Annotated in this window: 15 protein-coding genes and 2 pseudogenes; 13 read left to right on the forward strand and 4 right to left on the reverse strand. The window is 58.5% G+C overall.

All coding sequences use genetic code 11. The features are described 5' to 3' along the window. Positions 1–41: 41 nt before the first annotated feature. From pstC to ACZ5M5_RS15500, 6 genes and pseudogenes are all read left to right on the forward strand, one after another. A pseudogene (pstC, locus tag ACZ5M5_RS15475) lies at positions 42–1,006 on the forward strand (phosphate ABC transporter permease subunit PstC). Next, positions 1,006–1,917 (forward strand): phosphate ABC transporter permease PstA, encoded by a 912-nt coding sequence (gene pstA / locus ACZ5M5_RS15480; protein ID WP_060742349.1) that lies wholly within the window; start codon positions 1,006–1,008, stop codon positions 1,915–1,917. The pseudogene pstC and the gene pstA overlap by 1 nt, the downstream one beginning before the upstream one ends. A 75-nt stretch (positions 1,918–1,992) precedes the next feature. Further along, positions 1,993–2,754, forward strand: coding sequence for a phosphate ABC transporter ATP-binding protein PstB (gene pstB / locus ACZ5M5_RS15485; RefSeq protein ID WP_025214260.1), 762 nt, complete (start codon positions 1,993–1,995; stop codon positions 2,752–2,754). A 94-nt stretch (positions 2,755–2,848) separates the two neighbouring features. Further along, entirely contained in the window at positions 2,849–3,547 is a 699-nt protein-coding gene (locus ACZ5M5_RS15490) for a hypothetical protein (RefSeq protein ID WP_060742348.1), read from the forward strand. Beyond that, on the forward strand, positions 3,547–4,173 hold the full coding sequence (locus ACZ5M5_RS15495; RefSeq protein ID WP_464737543.1) for a hypothetical protein: 627 nt from the start codon (positions 3,547–3,549) through the stop codon (positions 4,171–4,173). The genes ACZ5M5_RS15490 and ACZ5M5_RS15495 overlap by 1 nt, the downstream gene beginning before the upstream one ends. 211 nt (positions 4,174–4,384) lie before the next feature. After that, positions 4,385–5,020 carry a hypothetical protein gene (locus ACZ5M5_RS15500; protein WP_464737544.1) on the forward strand — a complete coding sequence of 212 codons (636 nt, stop codon included), beginning with the start codon at positions 4,385–4,387 and terminating at the stop codon, positions 5,018–5,020. Positions 5,021–5,062: 42 nt separating this feature from the next. Here the strand turns inward: ACZ5M5_RS15500 and ACZ5M5_RS15505 are convergent, their stop codons facing one another. Beyond that, positions 5,063–5,608, reverse strand: a complete 546-nt coding sequence (locus ACZ5M5_RS15505) for a hypothetical protein (protein ID WP_464737545.1) — start codon at positions 5,606–5,608, stop codon at positions 5,063–5,065. Positions 5,609–6,020: 412 nt separating this feature from the next. Between ACZ5M5_RS15505 and ACZ5M5_RS15510 the strand changes: the two are divergent. From ACZ5M5_RS15510 to ACZ5M5_RS15540, 7 genes and pseudogenes are all read left to right on the forward strand, one after another. Further along, a pseudogene (locus ACZ5M5_RS15510) lies at positions 6,021–7,387 on the forward strand (epoxide hydrolase family protein). Between the two features lie 62 nt (positions 7,388–7,449). After that, positions 7,450–8,523, forward strand: coding sequence for an alpha/beta fold hydrolase (locus tag ACZ5M5_RS15515; RefSeq protein ID WP_464737546.1), 1,074 nt, complete (start codon positions 7,450–7,452; stop codon positions 8,521–8,523). A gap of 22 nt (positions 8,524–8,545) precedes the next feature. Further along, complete coding sequence (locus ACZ5M5_RS15520) at positions 8,546–9,055, forward strand: cytochrome P460 family protein (RefSeq protein ID WP_464737547.1); 510 nt, start codon at positions 8,546–8,548, stop codon at positions 9,053–9,055. 241 nt (positions 9,056–9,296) lie between these two features. Further along, positions 9,297–10,046: a creatininase family protein gene (locus tag ACZ5M5_RS15525; protein ID WP_464737548.1), complete on the forward strand. Its 750-nt coding sequence runs from the start codon at positions 9,297–9,299 to the stop codon at positions 10,044–10,046. 92 nt (positions 10,047–10,138) lie between these two features. Next, entirely contained in the window at positions 10,139–11,557 is a 1,419-nt protein-coding gene (locus ACZ5M5_RS15530; protein WP_464737549.1) for an aldehyde dehydrogenase family protein, read from the forward strand. 233 nt (positions 11,558–11,790) lie between these two features. Then, positions 11,791–12,366 carry a reactive chlorine resistance membrane protein RclC gene (gene rclC / locus ACZ5M5_RS15535; RefSeq protein WP_464737550.1) on the forward strand — a complete coding sequence of 192 codons (576 nt, stop codon included), beginning with the start codon at positions 11,791–11,793 and terminating at the stop codon, positions 12,364–12,366. A gap of 295 nt (positions 12,367–12,661) precedes the next feature. After that, positions 12,662–13,252, forward strand: coding sequence for a serine protease (locus ACZ5M5_RS15540; RefSeq protein WP_464737551.1), 591 nt, complete (start codon positions 12,662–12,664; stop codon positions 13,250–13,252). On the opposite strand, the gene ACZ5M5_RS15545 is transcribed toward ACZ5M5_RS15540, so the two are convergent. Genes ACZ5M5_RS15545 through ACZ5M5_RS15555 form a run of 3 tightly spaced genes read right to left on the reverse strand, consistent with a single transcriptional unit; the run spans position 13,253 to position 18,047 of the window. Beyond that, the gene (locus tag ACZ5M5_RS15545) at positions 13,253–14,449 is read right to left on the reverse strand and encodes an HlyD family type I secretion periplasmic adaptor subunit (protein ID WP_464737552.1); all 1,197 of its coding nucleotides are present in this window, start codon (positions 14,447–14,449) and stop codon (positions 13,253–13,255) included. Next, complete coding sequence (locus tag ACZ5M5_RS15550) at positions 14,446–16,608, reverse strand: type I secretion system permease/ATPase (RefSeq protein WP_464737553.1); 2,163 nt, start codon at positions 16,606–16,608, stop codon at positions 14,446–14,448. Before ACZ5M5_RS15550 ends, ACZ5M5_RS15545 begins: the two co-directional genes overlap by 4 nt. After that, the gene (locus ACZ5M5_RS15555; RefSeq protein ID WP_464737554.1) at positions 16,605–18,047 is read right to left on the reverse strand and encodes a TolC family outer membrane protein; all 1,443 of its coding nucleotides are present in this window, start codon (positions 18,045–18,047) and stop codon (positions 16,605–16,607) included. The genes ACZ5M5_RS15550 and ACZ5M5_RS15555 overlap by 4 nt, the downstream gene beginning before the upstream one ends.

An 18,047-nucleotide genomic window follows, 5' to 3' on the forward strand; every position in this document is an offset into this window, starting at 1 on the left:
GCCATGCCGGGAGAGTTTCCCCCTTGTTCCGGACTTAGCCAATGAACAAACCCTTTGTCGTACCGGTTAATCCAGATTCTGCCTGCCAACCACCGTCCGCGAAGGACTTCCTGGTTGATCGCACCTTTCGTGCGCTTGCGCGTATTGGGGTCATTCTGGTTCTGGCGTTGGTATTTGCCCTCGTGTTCGAAGTGGGACGCAAGGCGCTGCCTGGCATGGAAAAGCACGGGTTCGATGTTCTCCTAGGCACCGTCTGGGACGTGAACCAGGGTAAATACGGCATCCTGCCGGCTATCTGGGGCACGCTCTACAGCGCCTTCATCGCATTGCTGATCGCGGGCTTTTTCGGCGTCAGCATGGCGATTTTCCTGACCCAGGACTTCCTGCCTCCCAAGCTTGCCGCCATTTTCCGGACCATTGTCGAATTACTCGCGGCCATCCCCAGCGTCGTCTACGGCTTGTGGGGGATCTACGTGGTGATCCCGGCGATTCGGCCGCTGACCACCTGGTTGAACAGCGAACTCGGCTGGGTGCCGTTTTTCGGCACATCCTTGAGCGGGCCGGGGCTGCTTCCTGCGGCGTTGGTGCTCGCCATCATGATTCTTCCAACCATTGCCGCTGTTTCGCAGGATGCGCTCACGGGCGTACCGATGAAAACCAAGCAGGCCGCCTACGGCATGGGGACCACCCACTGGGAAGCGATTCTCAAGGTGATGGTGCCGTCGGCCGCCACGGGCATTTTCGGTTCTCTGGTCCTTGGCCTGGGACGCGCGTTGGGTGAAACGATGGCGCTGGCCATGCTGGTAGGCAACGCAAATAACATTTCCCTTTCGCTGTTCGCACCGGCCAACACCCTGGCGGCCTTGCTGGCCCTGAACTTCCCGAAGCCGGGCCGAACGAGATCGAGGTGTTGATGTATGCCGCACTGGTGCTGATGTTGATCACGTTGATCGTGAACGTCTTCGGCTCCTTGATCATGATGTACGCCCAGCGGGGTAATAAGTGATGACCGACCTGACTGCTGCAACAGACTTGACGGCTCCAGCAGGCGCGATGCCCAGCCTGCAGCGCAAGTTCGAGGGCCGCGCCCTGCGCAGCCTGATCCTGACCACCCTGGTCTGGGGCGGGGCGCTGCTGGCCAGCGTACCGTTGATTTCCGTGCTCTACATGCTGATCACCCGCGGCGGCGCTCGCCTGAACCTGGAAGTCTTCACCGAACTGCCGCCGACGGGCTTCGAGATGGGCGGGGGCTTCGGCAACGCGATGGCCGGTACCTTTGTGATGGTGGGTATCGCGGCGGCAATCGCGGTGCCGGTCGGCATCATGGCGGCGATTTTCCTGGCTGAACTGGGGCCGGACAGCAAGCTGGCGAACGCTGCGCGCTTTGCCGCCAAGATGCTCACGGGGCTGCCATCGATTCTGGCCGGGGTGTTTGCTTACGCCCTGGTGGTGATGACCACCGGCACTTATTCGGCACCGGCCGGTGGCGTAGCGCTAGCAGTCCTGATGCTGCCGATCGTCGTGCTGACGGCGGAAGAGTCGATGCGGATGGTGCCCAAGATCATGAAGGATGCCGCCTATGGCATGGGCTGCACCCGCTCGCAGGTGATCTGGAAAATCGTCTTGCCCACCGGCATGCCGGCGATCCTGACCGGCGTCATGCTGGCGGTGGCACGGGCCGCGGGCGAAACAGCGCCGCTGTTGTTTACCGCGCTGTTCAGTAACTACTGGATCTACCACCAAGGCAGCCTCGAGGTCATGAACCCGACGGCATCGCTTGCCGTGCTGATCTACAACTTCTCCGGCATGCCGTTCGACAACCAGCTCGAGCTCGCATGGGCGGCCTCACTGGTGCTGGTGATGATCGTGCTGGTCGTGAATATCATCAGCCGTATCTTCGGCAAGCCCAAGTATTAAGAACGGGAGCATCTGATCTTGAACGTATCCACTGCGCAAATAGCCGCTCCGTTTGTCACCCAGGCACCTGTAGTCATGGACTGCAAACTGGACAAGATTTTCTACGGCAACTTCATGGCGGTACGTGACAGCCATGTGCCGATCGAAAAAAACAAGATCACCGGTTTCATCGGGCCATCCGGCTGCGGCAAGAGTACCGTGCTGCGCAGCCTTAACCGGATGAACGATCTGGTGAAAGGTTTCCGTTTCGAAGGGCACGTGCACTTCCTTGGGCAAGATGTCTACGGCAAGGGCGTTGATCCAGTGGTCGTGCGCCGTTACATCGGCATGGTGTTCCAACAGCCGAACCCGTTCTCGATGAGCATCTTCGACAACGTCGCGTTTGGCCTGCGCCTCAACCGCTACAAAGGCGATATAGGCGATCGGGTCAAGCATGCGCTGCAAGGCGCCGCCCTGTGGGATGAAGTCAAGGACAAGCTCAAGGTCAGCGGCCTGTCGCTCTCCGGCGGCCAGCAACAACGCCTGTGCATCGCCCGCGCCATCGCCACCGAGCCGGAAGTCCTGCTGCTGGATGAGCCGTGTTCGGCACTCGACCCGATCGCTACCCGGCGAGTCGAGGAACTGATGGTCGAGCTGAAGAAGGATTACACCATCGCGCTGGTCACCCACAACATGCAGCAAGCCATCCGCGTCGCTGATACGACGGCGTTCTTCTCGGTGGATATTTCCCAGGGCACGCGCACCGGCTATCTGGTTGAAATGGGTCCAACAACGCAGATTTTCGACAACCCACGTGAACAGATGACCGGCGACTACATCAGCGGCAAGTTCAGCTAAGTCACCCATCCGGTCAAGGCCGCATACCTGCAGAAGCCAAATGGATTTGGCGGGCATCCGGTAGACATTTACCAAGCGTTTCCAAGGAGCACCAATGCCTGCTACGCATCGCCTTGATTTGCCTGCGATTGAACATGCACTGCGCGAAGTGCAACACCGCTTCGCCGAGCTCAGCCGGCACTTCACGGAGCCACGCGATCCCTTGACTGACGAAGTGCTGCAAAACGTGCTTGAAGGTTACGCATTGATTGACGACTATGTCGCCCGCGGCGTTGATCTTTTTGACCTTCAGCACCTGAACCTGATGCTCGAGATCAACGCCACGGTGCTTTGTGGCCGAGACCCGACGCGCCGCCTGGAATACGCCCAGCACCTGGCCGCGACCGAGGCGCATTTCTTCAACAACGTTGAGGGAGGCATCAAGGACTTGTTCAATTGGTATTGCGCGTATCGCAGCGAATCCGTCTGGAAGCGGGCGGCTGGTGTCTATGTGCGCATTCTCAGCAAGCCGCAGTTGTTCATTGAAGGGAACAACCGCAGTGGGTCGCTCATCGTCAGCTACCTGCTCATGCGCGCGGGCTTACCGCCTTTCGTGTTGACACTGGAAAACGCCAAAGGCTACTTCAACCCGTCATCGGTCATACGCAACTCTGCCAAACATGGAGTCAAGGCGTTGTACGAACTGCCCAAGATCAAGAAAAAATACGCAGCCTTCCTGGAAGAACAAGCGCCTGACCCGATGAAGTTCTTTCTCAAAGGCAAGCCTTTGCCCATCTCTCAGGGTGGTCATTGATGCGCGGGAATTCAGCGTTCGCCAAATGCAAAACCCTCGGCAGCCGGGCAGGGCAGGCCATCCGCTGCGCCATCCCGATGCAGATGTCCAGGCGGCAGCGCATACGCATTTCGTTTGATATCGATGACACGCTCGCCTGCCAACTCCACCACTGCGAAGTCGAACAAAGCCGATTGCCGGCCTGTGTTCATCGCTGGCTGGGTGAGCCATTGCGCAAGGGAACGCGTGCCCTGATCCGAGAACTGCGCCGCCAGGATTGCAGCATCTGGGTCTATACGTCATCCGGTCGCACGCCGTCCTACATCCGGCGTTGGCTGTTGCTCTACGGCATCCGCGTCGACGGCGTGGTCAACAGCGTGCTGCACAATCAGGCGCTAACGGACCATGGGCTGTCGAATGCACCCTCGAAATATCCGCCGGCGTTCGATATCGATTTGCACGTCGATGATTCCGAGGGCGTGCAGATTGAAGGTGATGACCATGGCTTTCGCGTGGTCGTGGTGCATCCGGAAGATGACGGCTGGGCGCATAAAGTGCTGGAGGCGGTCGCCATTGTTCAAGCGCAGCTGGCTTGGCAGCAGATACCTGTCCAGCGTGCTTCGTTACACCGGGTGCCGAGTGTTTAGTGGGTGATCGCGAGCCGCGTCCCTTTGGCAGGCCGAACGCGCTCGGTATCCCTAATCCAGACACAGTCGCCCCAGCTCACCCCTCAGCCTCGTCAATGGAAAAACGCGGGCGAGGGCAGGAAATAATGGCTTTTTGATTTCAGGCGAATATCGCTAGAATTCGTCCCCCCTCTCTGTGAGCGGCATCAATACATTAAGCAAGGAAGTCGATATGCAATTTGGAAAAGCCATAGGCCTTGCCTTGGCCTTGAGCCTCAGTGGATGCGCCAGCTTCACCAAAGATGAAGTCGCACCCGTGAATCTGCCTTCGATGGCCAGCTATTCGAACAAGCCGAACGTCTATGTCGACTTCGATTTCTATCAGGGCGAACCCGACAATGCCAAAGCCACCGAGGTGCCTCAGGCGCGTGACATGCTCAAGCCCGATCTGAAGCGAACCTTCGATGAATCAGGGCTTTTCGGGCGCGTGGTGTTCGACGAGTTCCAGAAACAACCCGGCGACTACAGCCTTCGCCTGAAGGTCTACAACCATGCGCCAGGCGGTGGGCAAATGGTCTTGGCGTTCATCAGCGGCCTCACGCTCACGATCATTCCTGCGCTGGCAACCGACCAGTACACCATGAGCCTGGAAACCTTGGACAATCAGGGCCAGCCGTTGGGCAAGAACAGCAATCATGACGCGGTCAACACTTGGATGGGGATCTGGTTCCTGCCGCTGGCGGGTAACACGCCCAAGGCTGCCGTCACCGACACCTTCAATCGCCAGGTCAATGCACTGCTGAAAAACTGGGTCGACAACAACCGCATGAAATATTCCGCTGTCGATACCCACATCCCAAGGGGTTGAGAGCGATAGAAAAAGAGCCGCAATTGCGGCTCTTTTTTTTGTTCACTTCAACGCTTGAGTGAACTGAGGGTCGTTGTACAAGCTCTTGAGCAGATCTTGCACCATAGGGTTGTAGTTGTTAGCCGCCGCCGGAATGGCAATCGGACCGAAGAAGCTACTGTCCCACTCACGCTGCACGTCTTTAGTGGTTTCGTACAGAACCTGATCACCTTTACGCAGGGTGAAACGTGCAGCCAGTTCGCCGTGCCCAGTGCCCATGCCGGCGGTGAGCTGGCTCTTGACCAACTGAACCTGCAGCTGGCGATCAGCACGAGGATCCAACAGACCAGCCTGACGGAGCTCATCGTTGATCGCGGCCTGGATGTGCAGTGGCACGCTGCCCGCGGGCGAAGAAACCGGGTTCAGGCGCACCATCAGCGACCCTTGACCCGTATCAGCATTCACCTGCGTCTCGCGCAGAGGCTGCATGGGCTCATTTTTCTTGAGCTGCTGAACGTTCTGGAAATTGGGTTCATAGCGGGTCATGGTCACGCCGCAGCCCTGGAGCAGCAATGCGCAGAACGGTAGGGCCAGGTAGAGCTTCTTCACAGCAAATCCTTATGTGCTTTTTTTGAAGGCGTGATTATCGACAGATAGCGTTGAGCCATCAAGGGTGGTCGCAGGTTTATACCGCACTTAAACACCTTGTCTAACTTATGGGTCGTTATTTAAAAAAATAGAGAAGAACGGCCTACCCAGCCCAAGAGCAGAGTTTCGTTCCTTTGTATCGCTTTGTATCTGCGCGTTAGATAGATACACAGTCATTCTTTTAAGTCGGTTGATGACACATTCGCAATACCTGCGGGCCGTTAAATGAACCCATCGAGAAGGCACAAGCACTCTCCAGTGGATGACTCATTCAACTCCCAGAGATTTCTACGCATTTTCAAGCACTGTGGCGCGAGAGTAAGTCCGGAAACAGTCGCGACTTTGTCGGCCGATTACTTATAGGAGATTCAAAATGCCCGCAGCTACGTTCGGTTCCACCTGGCACCATTGCCTGGCTTCTTCCGTGAGAATGGGCGTTTTTGGTTTGGCCCTGATCGCAGGCAGCGGTGGTGCTTGGGCTGCCAGCCCGACCGCCGATGCGTCAGTCGCCAGTTCGGCCTCGACCAATCCCGAATCGATTCGACCTTATCGAATTCACGTCGATGAAGCTCAATTGATCGATCTGAAAAAGCGCATTGCGGCGACCCGCTGGCCAGACAAGGAGACAGTCGGTGATGTCTCTCAAGGCGTGCAGTTGGCCCAGGTTCAGGCCTTGGTTAAGTATTGGGGCAGCGGCTATGACTGGCGTAAGGCCGAAGCCAAGCTCAATGCGCTGCCTGAATTCATCACCACTATCGACGGCGTCGACATTCAGTTCATCCATGTACGGTCGCGAAACCCTAACGCGATGCCGCTGCTTCTGACACACGGATGGCCTGGCTCACAGTTTGAGTTCCTGAAGACTATCGGCCCGCTGACCGATCCCGTCGCTTATGGCGGTAAGGTCGAAGATTCGTTCGACGTGATCATTCCATCGATTCCGGGACACGGTTTTTCGGGTAAGCCAACTGAATTGGGTTGGGGGCCAGATCGAGTCGCAAAGGCTTGGGATGTACTCATCAAGCGTCTCGGATATACCCAATATGTTTCCCAAGGCGGAGATCACGGTTCGGTGATATCGGATGCATTGGGCCGCCTGAATCCGCCTGGTCTGTTGGGCATTCACTTGAACATGCCGGCAACCATCCCCCTGAACTGGTCAAACCGATAAACAGTGGTGATCCGGCCCCCGTCGGGCTCACTGATCCTGAACGCAAGGCGTTCGACTCCTTGAGCACCTTCTTCGGCCGCAACGCTGCATACGGGGCGATGATGGTTACTCGCCCGCAGACTATCGGTTACCTGTTGGCCGATTCGCCCACCGGTACTGCGGCGTGGATGTACGAAAAGTTCGCCGCATGGACGGACAGTCATGGTCAGCCTGAACGGGTACTTACCCGTGACGAGATGCTTGACGATATAAGCCTGTATTGGCTGACAAACGCCGGCGCATCGTCATCGCGCTTCTACTGGGAAAACAACAATAACAATTTCAGCGCTGCGGCGCAGAAAACCTCAAGCATCAAGGTGCCGGTGGCGATCACGGTCTTCCCGCACGAAATCTATCAGGCGCCGAAAAGCTGGGCGCAACGCGCTTACCCATCACTTTCCTACTACAGCCAGGTTGACAAGGGCGGCCACTTCGCCTCCTGGGAGCAACCTCAATTGTTCAGCGAAGAATTGCGAGAGGCCTTCCGGCCGCTGCGCGCCAAGCTGGACGCAACGAAAGCAACCCAGTAGCGCATACACAATCCAGTCAACACGCCGGGCCGCTATTCGGCGGCTCGCTACGGAGAAATACCATGGAGATGACCTTGCTGAACCAACAAAATAAATCCAGCCGGCTGCGGGGTTTCGCCCCATCGCTTTTGGCAGCCGTGGTGCTGCAATTCACAGCAGTGGCTGCGGTTTTTTCCCAAGCCAGCGCCGCTGATGTACCGGCATCCACCATTGAAGCTATCACGCCGGGTGCTCACACCACTCTTGGTGATCTCAAACATGTGAAGGCGGGCCTGTTGGACGTTTCTTATGCGGAACTCGGCCCAGCCGATGGCCCGGTAGTTATTTTGTTGCATGGCTGGCCCTACGATATCAACGCATACGCTGATGTCGCTCCTGCCCTGGCAGATAAGGGATATCGGGTGTTGATCCCTTCCGCTCGTGGTTATGGCGACACTCGCTTTCTCTCGACCAAGACAGCTCGCAATGGTCAACCTGCTGCGCTGGCTACCGACCTGATCGACTTTATGGATGCGCTGAAGATCAAGAAAGCTGTGCTGGGAGGGTTTGACTGGGGCGCCCGCACTGCAGATATCGTTGCAGCACTGTGGCCGGAAAGAGTGAAAGCACTGGTCGCTGTGAGCGGTTACCTGATAGGCAGCCAAGAGGCGGGCAAAGCTCCACTGCCGCCAGCCGCCGAGTTGCAGTGGTGGTACCAGTTCTACTTCGCGACCGAGCGCGGCCGTCAGGGTTACGAGAAAAACACTCATGACTTCGCCAAGCTCATCTGGAAGCTGGCTTCGCCAAAGTGGAATTTCGACGACGCCACTTATGACCGTAGCGCGGCTTCCTTGCAAAACCCCGATCACGTGGCCGTGTCGATTTCAAACTATCGCTGGCGCTTGAACCTTATCAAAGGGGAACCTAAGTACGACGCAATCGAGAAGAAGCTGGCGGCATTCCCATCAATTAGCGTACCGACCATCACCATGGAAGGCGACGCGAACGGCGCCCCCCATCCACCGGCTGAGGCTTATGCAAAACGTTACACCGGCAAGTATGAATACCGTCTTATTAGCGGAGGGATAGGTCACAACCTTCCTCAAGAGGCTCCACAAGCTTTCGCCCAGGCTGTGATTGACGCTGATCACCTCTGACATCTCTCAAGGAAGAGTAACGATGAAACTCATGCATCTGGCAGTCCTGTCAGGGACTGTTGCATCGCTTGCGCTCACCCTCACTGGCGTCGCAATGGGCGATTCCGGTGGCGGTGACGCCTCACCGATCTACGGAGTGAAGGTTCCCGAAGGCTATCGCAAGTGGGAACTCATCGCGCCAGCCCAGGAAGCAGCACCTTTGGACGAGTTGCGCGCCGTAGTCGGCAATGACGTGGCGATCAAGGCTTATCAGGACTCAGCGCTACCTTTTCCCGATGGCACAGTGCTGGTGAAACTTGCATGGAAGCACGTTCAATCGCCCGAATTCGAACCGGCTTCAATACCCGGCGCAGCAACAACGGTGCAAGTCATGGTGAAGGATTCGAAGAAGTACGCGGCGACCGGAGGGTGGGGCTTTGGACGTTTTATCAACGGTAAAGCTGTCGATCAGGCTCAGCACGAGACTTGTTTTGCCTGCCATCAAGCGCGCGTTCAAAACCATGATTTCGTTTTCACACGGTACGCCCCATAACTCAAACTCTGACGGAGTTCCCAATGAAGAAAATCATTGCCTCGCTAGTGTTTGTAGGTGCTAACGCGTTCGCGCAGCCCCCGGCGCCAAAGGCTATGGCGTCTGCCTGATTAAGTGAACACCATTTCTAACCTTTTAAGTGGGTCTTCCATACCGGGTCTTGAACGCACCGCAAGTGATCGGGAACTTTGAACTTCACACCATCGTGTTCCGTAAGGAACTTTTCCAAAGGAGAACGCAGATGCTTTTACATCTATCGACCTGGGCCGAAATCGAAAAATTTCTCCAGCGCAGCCGTACCATCGTCATCCCGATCGGTTCCAACGAGCAGCACGGGCCTACCGGGCTGCTGGGGACGGACTGGATGTGCCCCGAAATCATCGCCCATCAGGCGCAGGAGGCTGCGGACATCCTGATTGCCCCGACATTCAACATCGGCATGGCGCAGCATCATCTTGGTTTCCCAGGAACGATTTCGCTCAGGCCTTCGACATTCATCGCCGCCATCGGTGACTGGACTCGCTCGTTGGCTGCACATGGGTTTGAAAAAATATTCTTCCTCAATGGCCACGGCGGCAACGTCGCGTCGATTGAAGCGGCCTTTTCAGAACTCTACGCCGAGGCGAGTTTTGCACGTCGCCCGGCGGGTTTCGCCTTGCGGTTGTGCAACTGGTGGGATCTGGAAGGTATCAATGAGCTGGCGAAGGACCAGTTCCCGACAGGACACGGCATTCATGCAACGCCTTCGGAAATTGCCGTGACCCAGTGGGCTTATCCGCACGCTATCAAGTCGGCTGACTACTCGCCACAGATCGCCAACTGGGGGCCCATTCGGGAAGCTGTAGATTTTCGCGCCCGTCATCCGGATGGGCGCATGGGATCGGACCCGGCGCAAGCGTCTCCGGAAAAAGGCCGGCAACTCGTGATGATGGCGGCGCAAGGCTTGGTTCAGGAGGTGCAAGCCTTCAGCCGTGAGCCGATGCCTGGCTGAATCGCGGGGGATTCTATTCGACTCGGCCAACGTCTGGGCATACCGGGCGCTGTGCTCATCGCGGGTAATCACAATCAATCAGGTACGCCACGATGTGGAAGATCAATCACAGTTACATTGATGGAGCATTCGTTCCTGTTCAGGGAAATGAAACGGTGCAATGCATCAACCCGGCTACCGAGATGGTCATCGGTACGGTCACTTTGGCCGATCGCGAAGATGCGAGGCGCGCCATCGCCGCGGCTTCGCGAGCTCAAGTGACGATGGGCCGCACCTCCAAGGCCGAGCGTATCGACATGCTCGAGCAGTTGCAGGCCAGCGTACTGGCGAGTACGAATGAAATTCGCGATACCGCCATCGAAGAGTACGGTGCGCCGTTTTCCCGGGCGCAATGGGTCAGTCGCTACGCTTCGCAGTCATTTACCAATGCGGCGCAGGTATTGAAAAACTTCGACCTGATTCGTTCGGCCGGTGACGCTATCGTAGTGATGGAACCGGTCGGCGTCGCGGCGCTGTTTGCCCCCTGGAACAGCACCGCCGGGACGATATGCAGCAAACTGGCATCGGCCATTGCGGCCGGCTGTGCTTCGGTCATCAAACCGAGCGAGTTGAGTCCCTTGCAAACCACCGTGCTCGCCCAGGCTTTGCATCGCGCAGATTTGCCCAAAGGGATTTTCAATATTGTGCTAGGGCGCGGTAATGATGTGGGTGACGAAATCAGCACCAGCCCACTCGTCGCGAAAATTTCCTTCACCGGGTCCACCGCCACCGGAAAACTCATTGCACGCGCCGGCATCGAGACCATGAAGCGAGTGAGTCTGTCGCTCACAGGGAAGTCAGCGTCTGTCATCCTTGATGACGCCGATCTCGACACCACCATTCCCCTGGTTCTGAATGCTGCGTTCATGAACAACGGTCAGGCCTGCGTCGCCGGCACGCGGTTGCTGGTGCCGCGCACGCACGCCGAGGACATCATCCAGCGCGTGAAAAGCCTGGTTGGAGCGATGGTCGTCGGCAATCCGCAGGATCCGGCCACCGTTCTCGGGCCACTGGTCAATCGCGCGCAATTCGACCGTGTACAAGACTTCATCCGTCGCGGACGGGCGCAAGGCGCAACGCTGATTAGTGGCGGGGAGGGGAGACCGATCGGCTTGGACCAGGGTTACTTCGTCAGGCCTACGGTCTTTGCCGACGTCAGCAACGACATGGACATTGCGCAAGAGGAGATTTTCGGCCCGGTGCTATCGGTCATTGCGTATGACTCGGAAGAACAGGCGATCGATATTGCCAATGCCAGTCTCTACGGTTTGCAGGCTTATGTGTTTTCCCGGCAACCGGAACGTGCCCAAAGCATGGCAGCACAGCTGCATGCCGGCTCGGTGTTGATCAACAGAATTTCGCCAGAGCTGCTTGCTCCTTTCGGCGGGGTAAAACAGTCCGGTATCGGCCGGGAGTTCGGAGTCTTTGGGCTGGAAGCATATCTTGAGGCCAAAAGCATCGTGTCGGATTAGCCTGGGTGTGGCGGGGGATAGTGGTCGCGCCTGGTTTTGTCGAAAGCCAGCGATCGCGAGGCAGCAGAAGCAGGCGCAGCCCTATATTGTGCAGGTACGAACTGTGTAGAGAGGGCCTCTATAGACGAAGCTTCACGTTGAGACGATCGAGCACTAACTTGAGCATGACGCACAAAAGCGTCTGCCAGTAATTCTCCAGACTACCCAGACATTCAAATATCTGGAGAAGTCTCATGCTCATCTCATTTTCTAGCTTGTTACGATTCATCACCAAGGTCGACACACTGGGTACATCCATCATGCGCCTGGCCATTGCCATGGTGTTTCTCTGGATCGGTGCGCTCAAGTTTGTGCCGTATGAAGCAGACAGCATCACACCCTTCGTCGCCAACAGCCCGTTCATGTCGTTCTTCTACGAGCACCCGCAAGAGTACAAGGCGCACCTGACTCATGAGGGTGAGTTGAACGTGGAAAAACGCGCCTGGCAGACAGCCAACAACACGTATGGATTTTCCAGGGGGTTGGGTGTCGTCGAAATCCTTATCGGTCTGTTGGTGTTGTCGAACCCGATTTCACGGCGCACTGGCTTGCTCGGTGGCGCGTTGGCCTTCGGCACGCCACTGGTAACGTTGAGTTTTCTGTTGACCACACCTGAAGCATGGGTGGGTGCACTCGGCGATGGTCAACATGGCTTCCCCTATTTGTCCGGAGCCGGTCGCCTGGTGCTCAAGGATGTGCTGATGCTGGCCGGCGCCCTCCCAGTAATGGCGGACTCAGCGCGTCAACTGCTGCGCGAGCGCCAGGCATGAATGCTCGCCTTTTGTGAGGGGGCGATTGCGGGCAAGCGCCTCGCATCCGACTCGCAATCACTAAGGCAACAGACTGGCAGGTGAACAGGGCAGGGCCAACTTTTCAAGAAAGTCCGAGGTTGGATCCAATTATTGATAAAAAGCATCGAAATTGGACGAATGGTAGGTTAGATCTATTGAATGAGTGATGGCGCAATGACATATTTAACGCGTCTTCCTCTCGCTCCCTGTGTGCAAAATGCGTCCTCTCAAGTCACTTGTTGCGGCCTCGGTGCTGCTCAGCGGGTGCAATGGAATGCCAGTCGCTACAACTCAGGATCCCCTATACAACCAAGCCTTCGTCGTCCATTCCGGCGCACCGTTGCCTTACCTGCTGATGGGCACTGCGGTGCAATGGAACGAGGATTACGCGGTCACGGTCAAGCATATCCCTTACTTGCCAGGGGCCGTTTTCCAAGGCAAGGGGGACGTTCAGTTTTTCCGCCATAAAGCCAGCAGCGTACCTAAATGGCGGGGTTATCAGCCGGGTGAAGCCCTGACTTCCGTTGGCTTCAATACGCTTTACATATCGGTCAAAGGCAGCGGTCATGCCTTGCCGGCCATGGTTCGCCTGGATACCAAGGAAGGCAACGTACTCTACGGCACCCACAACGGGCCCTTGGCCAAGGGTATGTCAGGCGGTCCGGTGTTTGCGGCAGATGGCCAAGTGGTGGGAATCAATGTTGCCTTCCTGACGCAGGGTGACGTAAGCGCACTCAAACGTGCCGATCTGGCCGGACAGCCTCGAGTCAGTATCTTCCTGCCTTACGCCGAGATCAGCCGGGAATGGTCACGCTATCTGGCAAGTGTCCCCGCATCGTCAGCCAAGAAAGTCGCGAGTCGCTGATCAGCGCTCCCGCAGGGCTTCGCGTGCACGATTCAGCGGTTTGAGCAGGTAATCCAGCACGGTCTTTTCGCCCGTGCGGATGTCCACGGTCGCGATCATGCCGGGCACGATGGCGAAGCGTTTGCCGGCCTTGTTGCGCAGTTCGTCCGAATAGGTGCGAATAAAAACGCGGTAGAAAAAGATCTCTGGCTTGGCTTCGTCCTGAATCGTGTCGGGCGAGATTGTCACCACTTCGCCGTCCAGGCTGCCGTAGATCGAGTAATCGTATGCGGTAATCTTCACCTTGGCGGCCTGACCGGGATGGATGAAGGCGATATCGCGAGGCGAGATGCGGGTTTCGATCAACAATTGCTCGTCCAGTGGCACGATCTGCATGATTTGACCGTTGGGTGCAATCACGCCGCCGATGGTGCTGACTTCGATGTCCTTGACGATCCCTCGCACTGGCGAGCGCAGGGTCAGGCGCGACAGCGAATCGGTGCGGCCGCGAATCACCGCCTCGAGCATCTGCGCTTCGGCGTTGGCCTTGGCCAGGTCTTCGCGAGCGCGCACCATGTAATCAGAACGCGCCTCGGTGGCCTTGAGCTCCAGTTCGGAGCGCTGGCGAGTCAAACGCAGCACTTCGACCCGGCTGGATGCGCCGATCTTTGCCAGGTTTTCGGTGATCTGCAGTTCGCTGCGCACGAGTTTCAAGGAGCTTTGGATGCCGTCCAGGGTTTCTGCCAGCCCCTTGCGGCGAGTGCGATAGAGCTCTGTTTCGGCGCGGATCAATTCCGGAAATTCCTGCAGCGACGGGTCGAACAGCAACGGTTTTTCGCTGACCTCTGCTTGCAATCGATTGACGCTGGCGAGTGCAGCACGGTACTTGGCAGCGCTTTCGCCAACGTTGGACTGGGTTTTTACCGGGTCGAGCTGGGCGAGGATCTGTCCGCGCTCGACCAGCGCTCCCTCATTGACGTTGAGTTGCTCGAGAATGCCACCTTCCATTGACTGGATCACCTGCTCACGGGAGCTGGGTACGACCTTGCCGGTGCCGGTCGAGACTTCCACCACTTCGAACCACGCCGCCCACATCATGAAACAGGCAAGCATCAGCGCGCAGCCCCAGATGACTCGTGCGCCGCCGGCAAGGGCTCGTTCGTCGCGACCGTCGAGATAGGACATCGGATCCGGTACATCGGTGAACATCGGTTTCATGCTGGCGCTCCGTTGCCAGGCGCACGCAGCCGGGCGAGGGCTGCGTCGCGATGGTCGTCAATGACGATCCGCCCGTTGTCCAGCACGATGATGCGTTCAACCAGTTGCAAGACACTGACCCGGTGCGTGGCGACCACCAGCGTCCGCCCGTGGGTCCAGGTGGCCAGTTTTTCCAGCATCAGGTGCTCGGTGACGTCATCCAGCGCGGCAGTCGGCTCATCCAGCAGCAACACTTGCGGCTGGCGGATCAACAGGCGCGATAGCAGCAAGCTCTGACGCTGGCCCCCGGACAAGCCAAGGCCGCCCTCGAGTACCAGGTGATCCATGCCCTTGGGCAACCGCCGGACAAAATCGAGAGCGCCGGTGACCGCCAGCGCCGCGATGATCTCCTGGTCGCTGGCCTGGCCCGCGCCCAAGGTGATGTTGTCGCGCAAGGTGCCGTGGAAGAGCCGCGCGTGCTGCGACAGCAGGCCGACATCGCGCCGCAGGTCGGCCGGGTCGAGGTGGGCGAGGGCGATGCCGTCCAGTGTGTTTTCGCCGCTGCTCAGGTCCATCGCGCCGCCTAGCGCCTGGAGCAAGGTGGACTTGCCCGCGCCGTTGCGCCCCAGCAGCGCGATGCGTTCACCCGGCCGAATGGTCAGGTCGAGGCTGTTGAGCGCCGGGGCAGACTCGTCGCTGTAACGGAAACTGGCCTGGTGCATCCGAAACTCGCCGCGGATAGACGGGAGATGGACGCGCTGGCTGCCCTGGGGATGGTCGACCGGCATTTGCATGATCCGGTTCAGCCCCTCCAAGGCCACCTTGGCTTGCTGCCACCGGGTCAGCACGTGAGTCAGTTGCGCCATCGGCCCCATCATGCGTGACGACAGAATCGAGGCGGCTACCAGACTTCCGGTGGTCAGGTCCCCGGCGATTACCATCGGCGCGCCGAACACAATGACCACAGCGAAAACCCCGCCTTGCACGTTTTGCGTCCAGGCCACCAGACTGTTGGTCAATGTGCGCAAACGCAGGCTGCTGTCAGCCGAGGCAGCGTTGTATTGATTCCACTGCTGCTGGAAACGTTGCTCGGCCTGCAGCGCCTTGATGTCATCCAGGCCTTGCACGCTTTCCACCAGCATGGCGTTGCGCAGGGCGGCTTCGCGCATCGAAGCGTTAGCGAGTTTCGCCAGGCGCGGTTGCGCGATGATTCCCGGCAGCAGCATCAGCACCAAGGCCGCCAGCGGAATCAACACCAAGGGCCCGCCGATCAGGTAGAACACCAGCAGGAACAACAGGAAAAATGGCATATCGGCCAGCGCCGTCGCGGTGCTGGAGGTGATCAGGTCGCGGATCTGCTCCAGCTCGCGCAGCTGCGAAATGAACGAGCCGGTGGACTTTGGCCGGGCTGAATTGCGCAGCCGCAGGGCGTGCCCGAATACCAGGTCGGAGACGCGCAGGTCGGCACGCTTGCCCAATACATCGGTAATGCGCAGGCGCAGGATTCGCATCACGAAATCGAACAGCAATGCGAGCATCACTCCGCCAAACAGGACATACAGGGTTGGCAGCGATTCGGCGGGAATCACCCGGTCGTAGACCTGCATGGAAAACAGCACCCCAGCCATGCCGAGCAGATTGGCCACCAGCGAGGCGAGCATTACCTGACTGTAGGGCCGCAGGTCAGTCAGGACAATGCGCCGGAACCAATGTTCGTCGTACGGTTTGATGTAGTCATTGGTGCGCACATCGGCGACCGGTTGTGTCGGGCGCAGAATCACCGTACGCAGCGCCTGATCGGCGAGGGTCGCGTACTCGATTCGGCTTTGCAGGCCCTGATCGTCACTGAAGACAATGCCCAGCTCGCCAGTCTCGCCAATACTTTCGATGACGCCGACTTGGCCGTCGCGCAATTGCACCACCAGCGGCGTACGCCAACGGCTCAGGCTTTTATTGTCGAAGACCGCAAACTTGGCGCTCAGCCCGGCCTGACGGGCCATGTGCCGGATCACGTCTTCCACGCGGCCTTCGCTGTGCACCGAGGCCAGGCGCACACTCTCAGGCGAGACGTCGAGACGGTAGTGGCGGGCGACGGTAAGCAAAGCTTCCAGCCAGGGCGAGTAATCCTGCGGAGGTTCAGCAGCCACGGGCTTCTGGGTCAGGATGCTGGCGTCGGTCATGGCAGTATCTCGACATTCTGAATGGCGCTGTGGTCGATGCCAAAGACTCGACGAATCGCACCGCTGTTATAGAAGCAGTCGATCTGCAGGCGCTGCAATTCGGCCCGGGTGTTGGCCAGGTCAAAGCGCGACTGGTGGATCTCCTGCTCAGCGTTGAGCAGGTCGAGAAGCGGGCGGGTGCCCAGTTCCAGATACTGGCGGCCATACAGTTCGCGGGCTTCGGTGATGCTGGTCTGGCGATATTCCAGCGAGCGCAACCGGCGGTTCAACCCGGCGGTCTGGGCCTGGGCTTCGCTGAGCCCCTGACGGGCCTGCAGGCGCGCCGCGTCCTCGGCCGAATCGGCGGCGGTCAGCGCGTGACCAGCGGCGCGACTGCGAGCGCTGATAGCGCCACCCTGGTAGATCGGAACTTCCAGGTTGAGAAAAATTCCGACCTGGGTGCGATCCGCGGCGGGATTCCGTTCGTCATAATTGTTGTCCAGGTGTTGATCGAGTGTGGGTTGCAGAGAGAGGGTGGGGTAGGCTTCGGTCTTCGCCTGCGCCAGTTCTGCTTGTGCCTGGGTCCGTTGCGCGGCGGCTTGCAGCACGGCGGGCAGGGTATCGAAAACCTGAGAGGCATCGCAGGTCTGGATTAATGTTGGCGAGACTGTATCGCTGATTCGCGGGGGCGTGCGGCGCCCGAGCAGGCTGGTCAGGGTAGCTTGCCAGCGCGCGTATTGCGCCTTGAATTCCTGCAGCGTGGCCATTGCGCCTTCGGCGCGCGATTGGGCCTGAACCACGTCTGAGCGGGTGCTGGCGCCCATGTCGTTGCGCTGCCTGGCCAAGTCGACAATGCCTTCAACGCCCTGGATCTGCTCGCGCGCGACGTCCAGCAAGCGTTCATAACGTTGCACTTCGATGTAGGCTCGCGCGGTGTCACGGGCAACATCGTCGATCGCCAGCAGGATGCCCGCCTGGCTGCGAGCGACGCGGGCCCGGGCCGCGTCCACGGTGCTGGAAACCTTGCCGAAGTCGTACAGCATCTGCTTCAGCGAGATGCTCACCGACTGGCTGCTGGCGTCGCCACCATAACCGCTGGTGTAACCGCCTCTGATACCGCCGGAAACCTGCGGGTAGTACCCGGATTCGGCAACATTAATGCCTTCCCCTTGCTGGAAAAGCGTGCCGATTGCCTCGCCGATACGTGGGTGCCAATCCACTGCCAGCCTGACCGCTTGCTCCAGCCCGAGGCCTTGGGCGTCCGCTCGCTTAGCATCACCATAGATCGGGGCAGGGCGCGCGCTGCCGCCATTTCGCGTTGGTTGTTGCAACTGCGACGGGCTGATGCTGCGCAAGCTGCTGTCGAGGTTATCGTCGGCGCAAGCGCCAACGATAAACACGGGGTAGAGGCCGATGGTCACTAGCACCGTCGGCCAGCCTTTGCGAAAAACTGACTCCAC

The organism is Pseudomonas sp. Van50 (genome assembly GCF_055390755.1).

Coding starts and splice junctions, on each gene's coding strand:
- pstA (WP_060742349.1), top strand. CDS start 1,006: ATGACCGACCTGACTGCTGCAACAGACTTGACGGCTCCAGCAGGCGCG.
- pstB (WP_025214260.1), top strand. CDS start 1,993: ATGGACTGCAAACTGGACAAGATTTTCTACGGCAACTTCATGGCGGTA.
- ACZ5M5_RS15490 (WP_060742348.1), top strand. CDS start 2,849: ATGCCTGCTACGCATCGCCTTGATTTGCCTGCGATTGAACATGCACTG.
- ACZ5M5_RS15495 (WP_464737543.1), top strand. CDS start 3,547: ATGCGCGGGAATTCAGCGTTCGCCAAATGCAAAACCCTCGGCAGCCGG.
- ACZ5M5_RS15500 (WP_464737544.1), top strand. CDS start 4,385: ATGCAATTTGGAAAAGCCATAGGCCTTGCCTTGGCCTTGAGCCTCAGT.
- ACZ5M5_RS15515 (WP_464737546.1), top strand. CDS start 7,450: ATGGAGATGACCTTGCTGAACCAACAAAATAAATCCAGCCGGCTGCGG.
- ACZ5M5_RS15520 (WP_464737547.1), top strand. CDS start 8,546: ATGAAACTCATGCATCTGGCAGTCCTGTCAGGGACTGTTGCATCGCTT.
- ACZ5M5_RS15525 (WP_464737548.1), top strand. CDS start 9,297: ATGCTTTTACATCTATCGACCTGGGCCGAAATCGAAAAATTTCTCCAG.
- ACZ5M5_RS15530 (WP_464737549.1), top strand. CDS start 10,139: ATGTGGAAGATCAATCACAGTTACATTGATGGAGCATTCGTTCCTGTT.
- rclC (WP_464737550.1), top strand. CDS start 11,791: ATGCTCATCTCATTTTCTAGCTTGTTACGATTCATCACCAAGGTCGAC.
- ACZ5M5_RS15540 (WP_464737551.1), top strand. CDS start 12,662: ATGCCAGTCGCTACAACTCAGGATCCCCTATACAACCAAGCCTTCGTC.
- ACZ5M5_RS15545 (WP_464737552.1), bottom strand. CDS start 14,449: ATGAAACCGATGTTCACCGATGTACCGGATCCGATGTCCTATCTCGAC.
- ACZ5M5_RS15550 (WP_464737553.1), bottom strand. CDS start 16,608: ATGACCGACGCCAGCATCCTGACCCAGAAGCCCGTGGCTGCTGAACCT.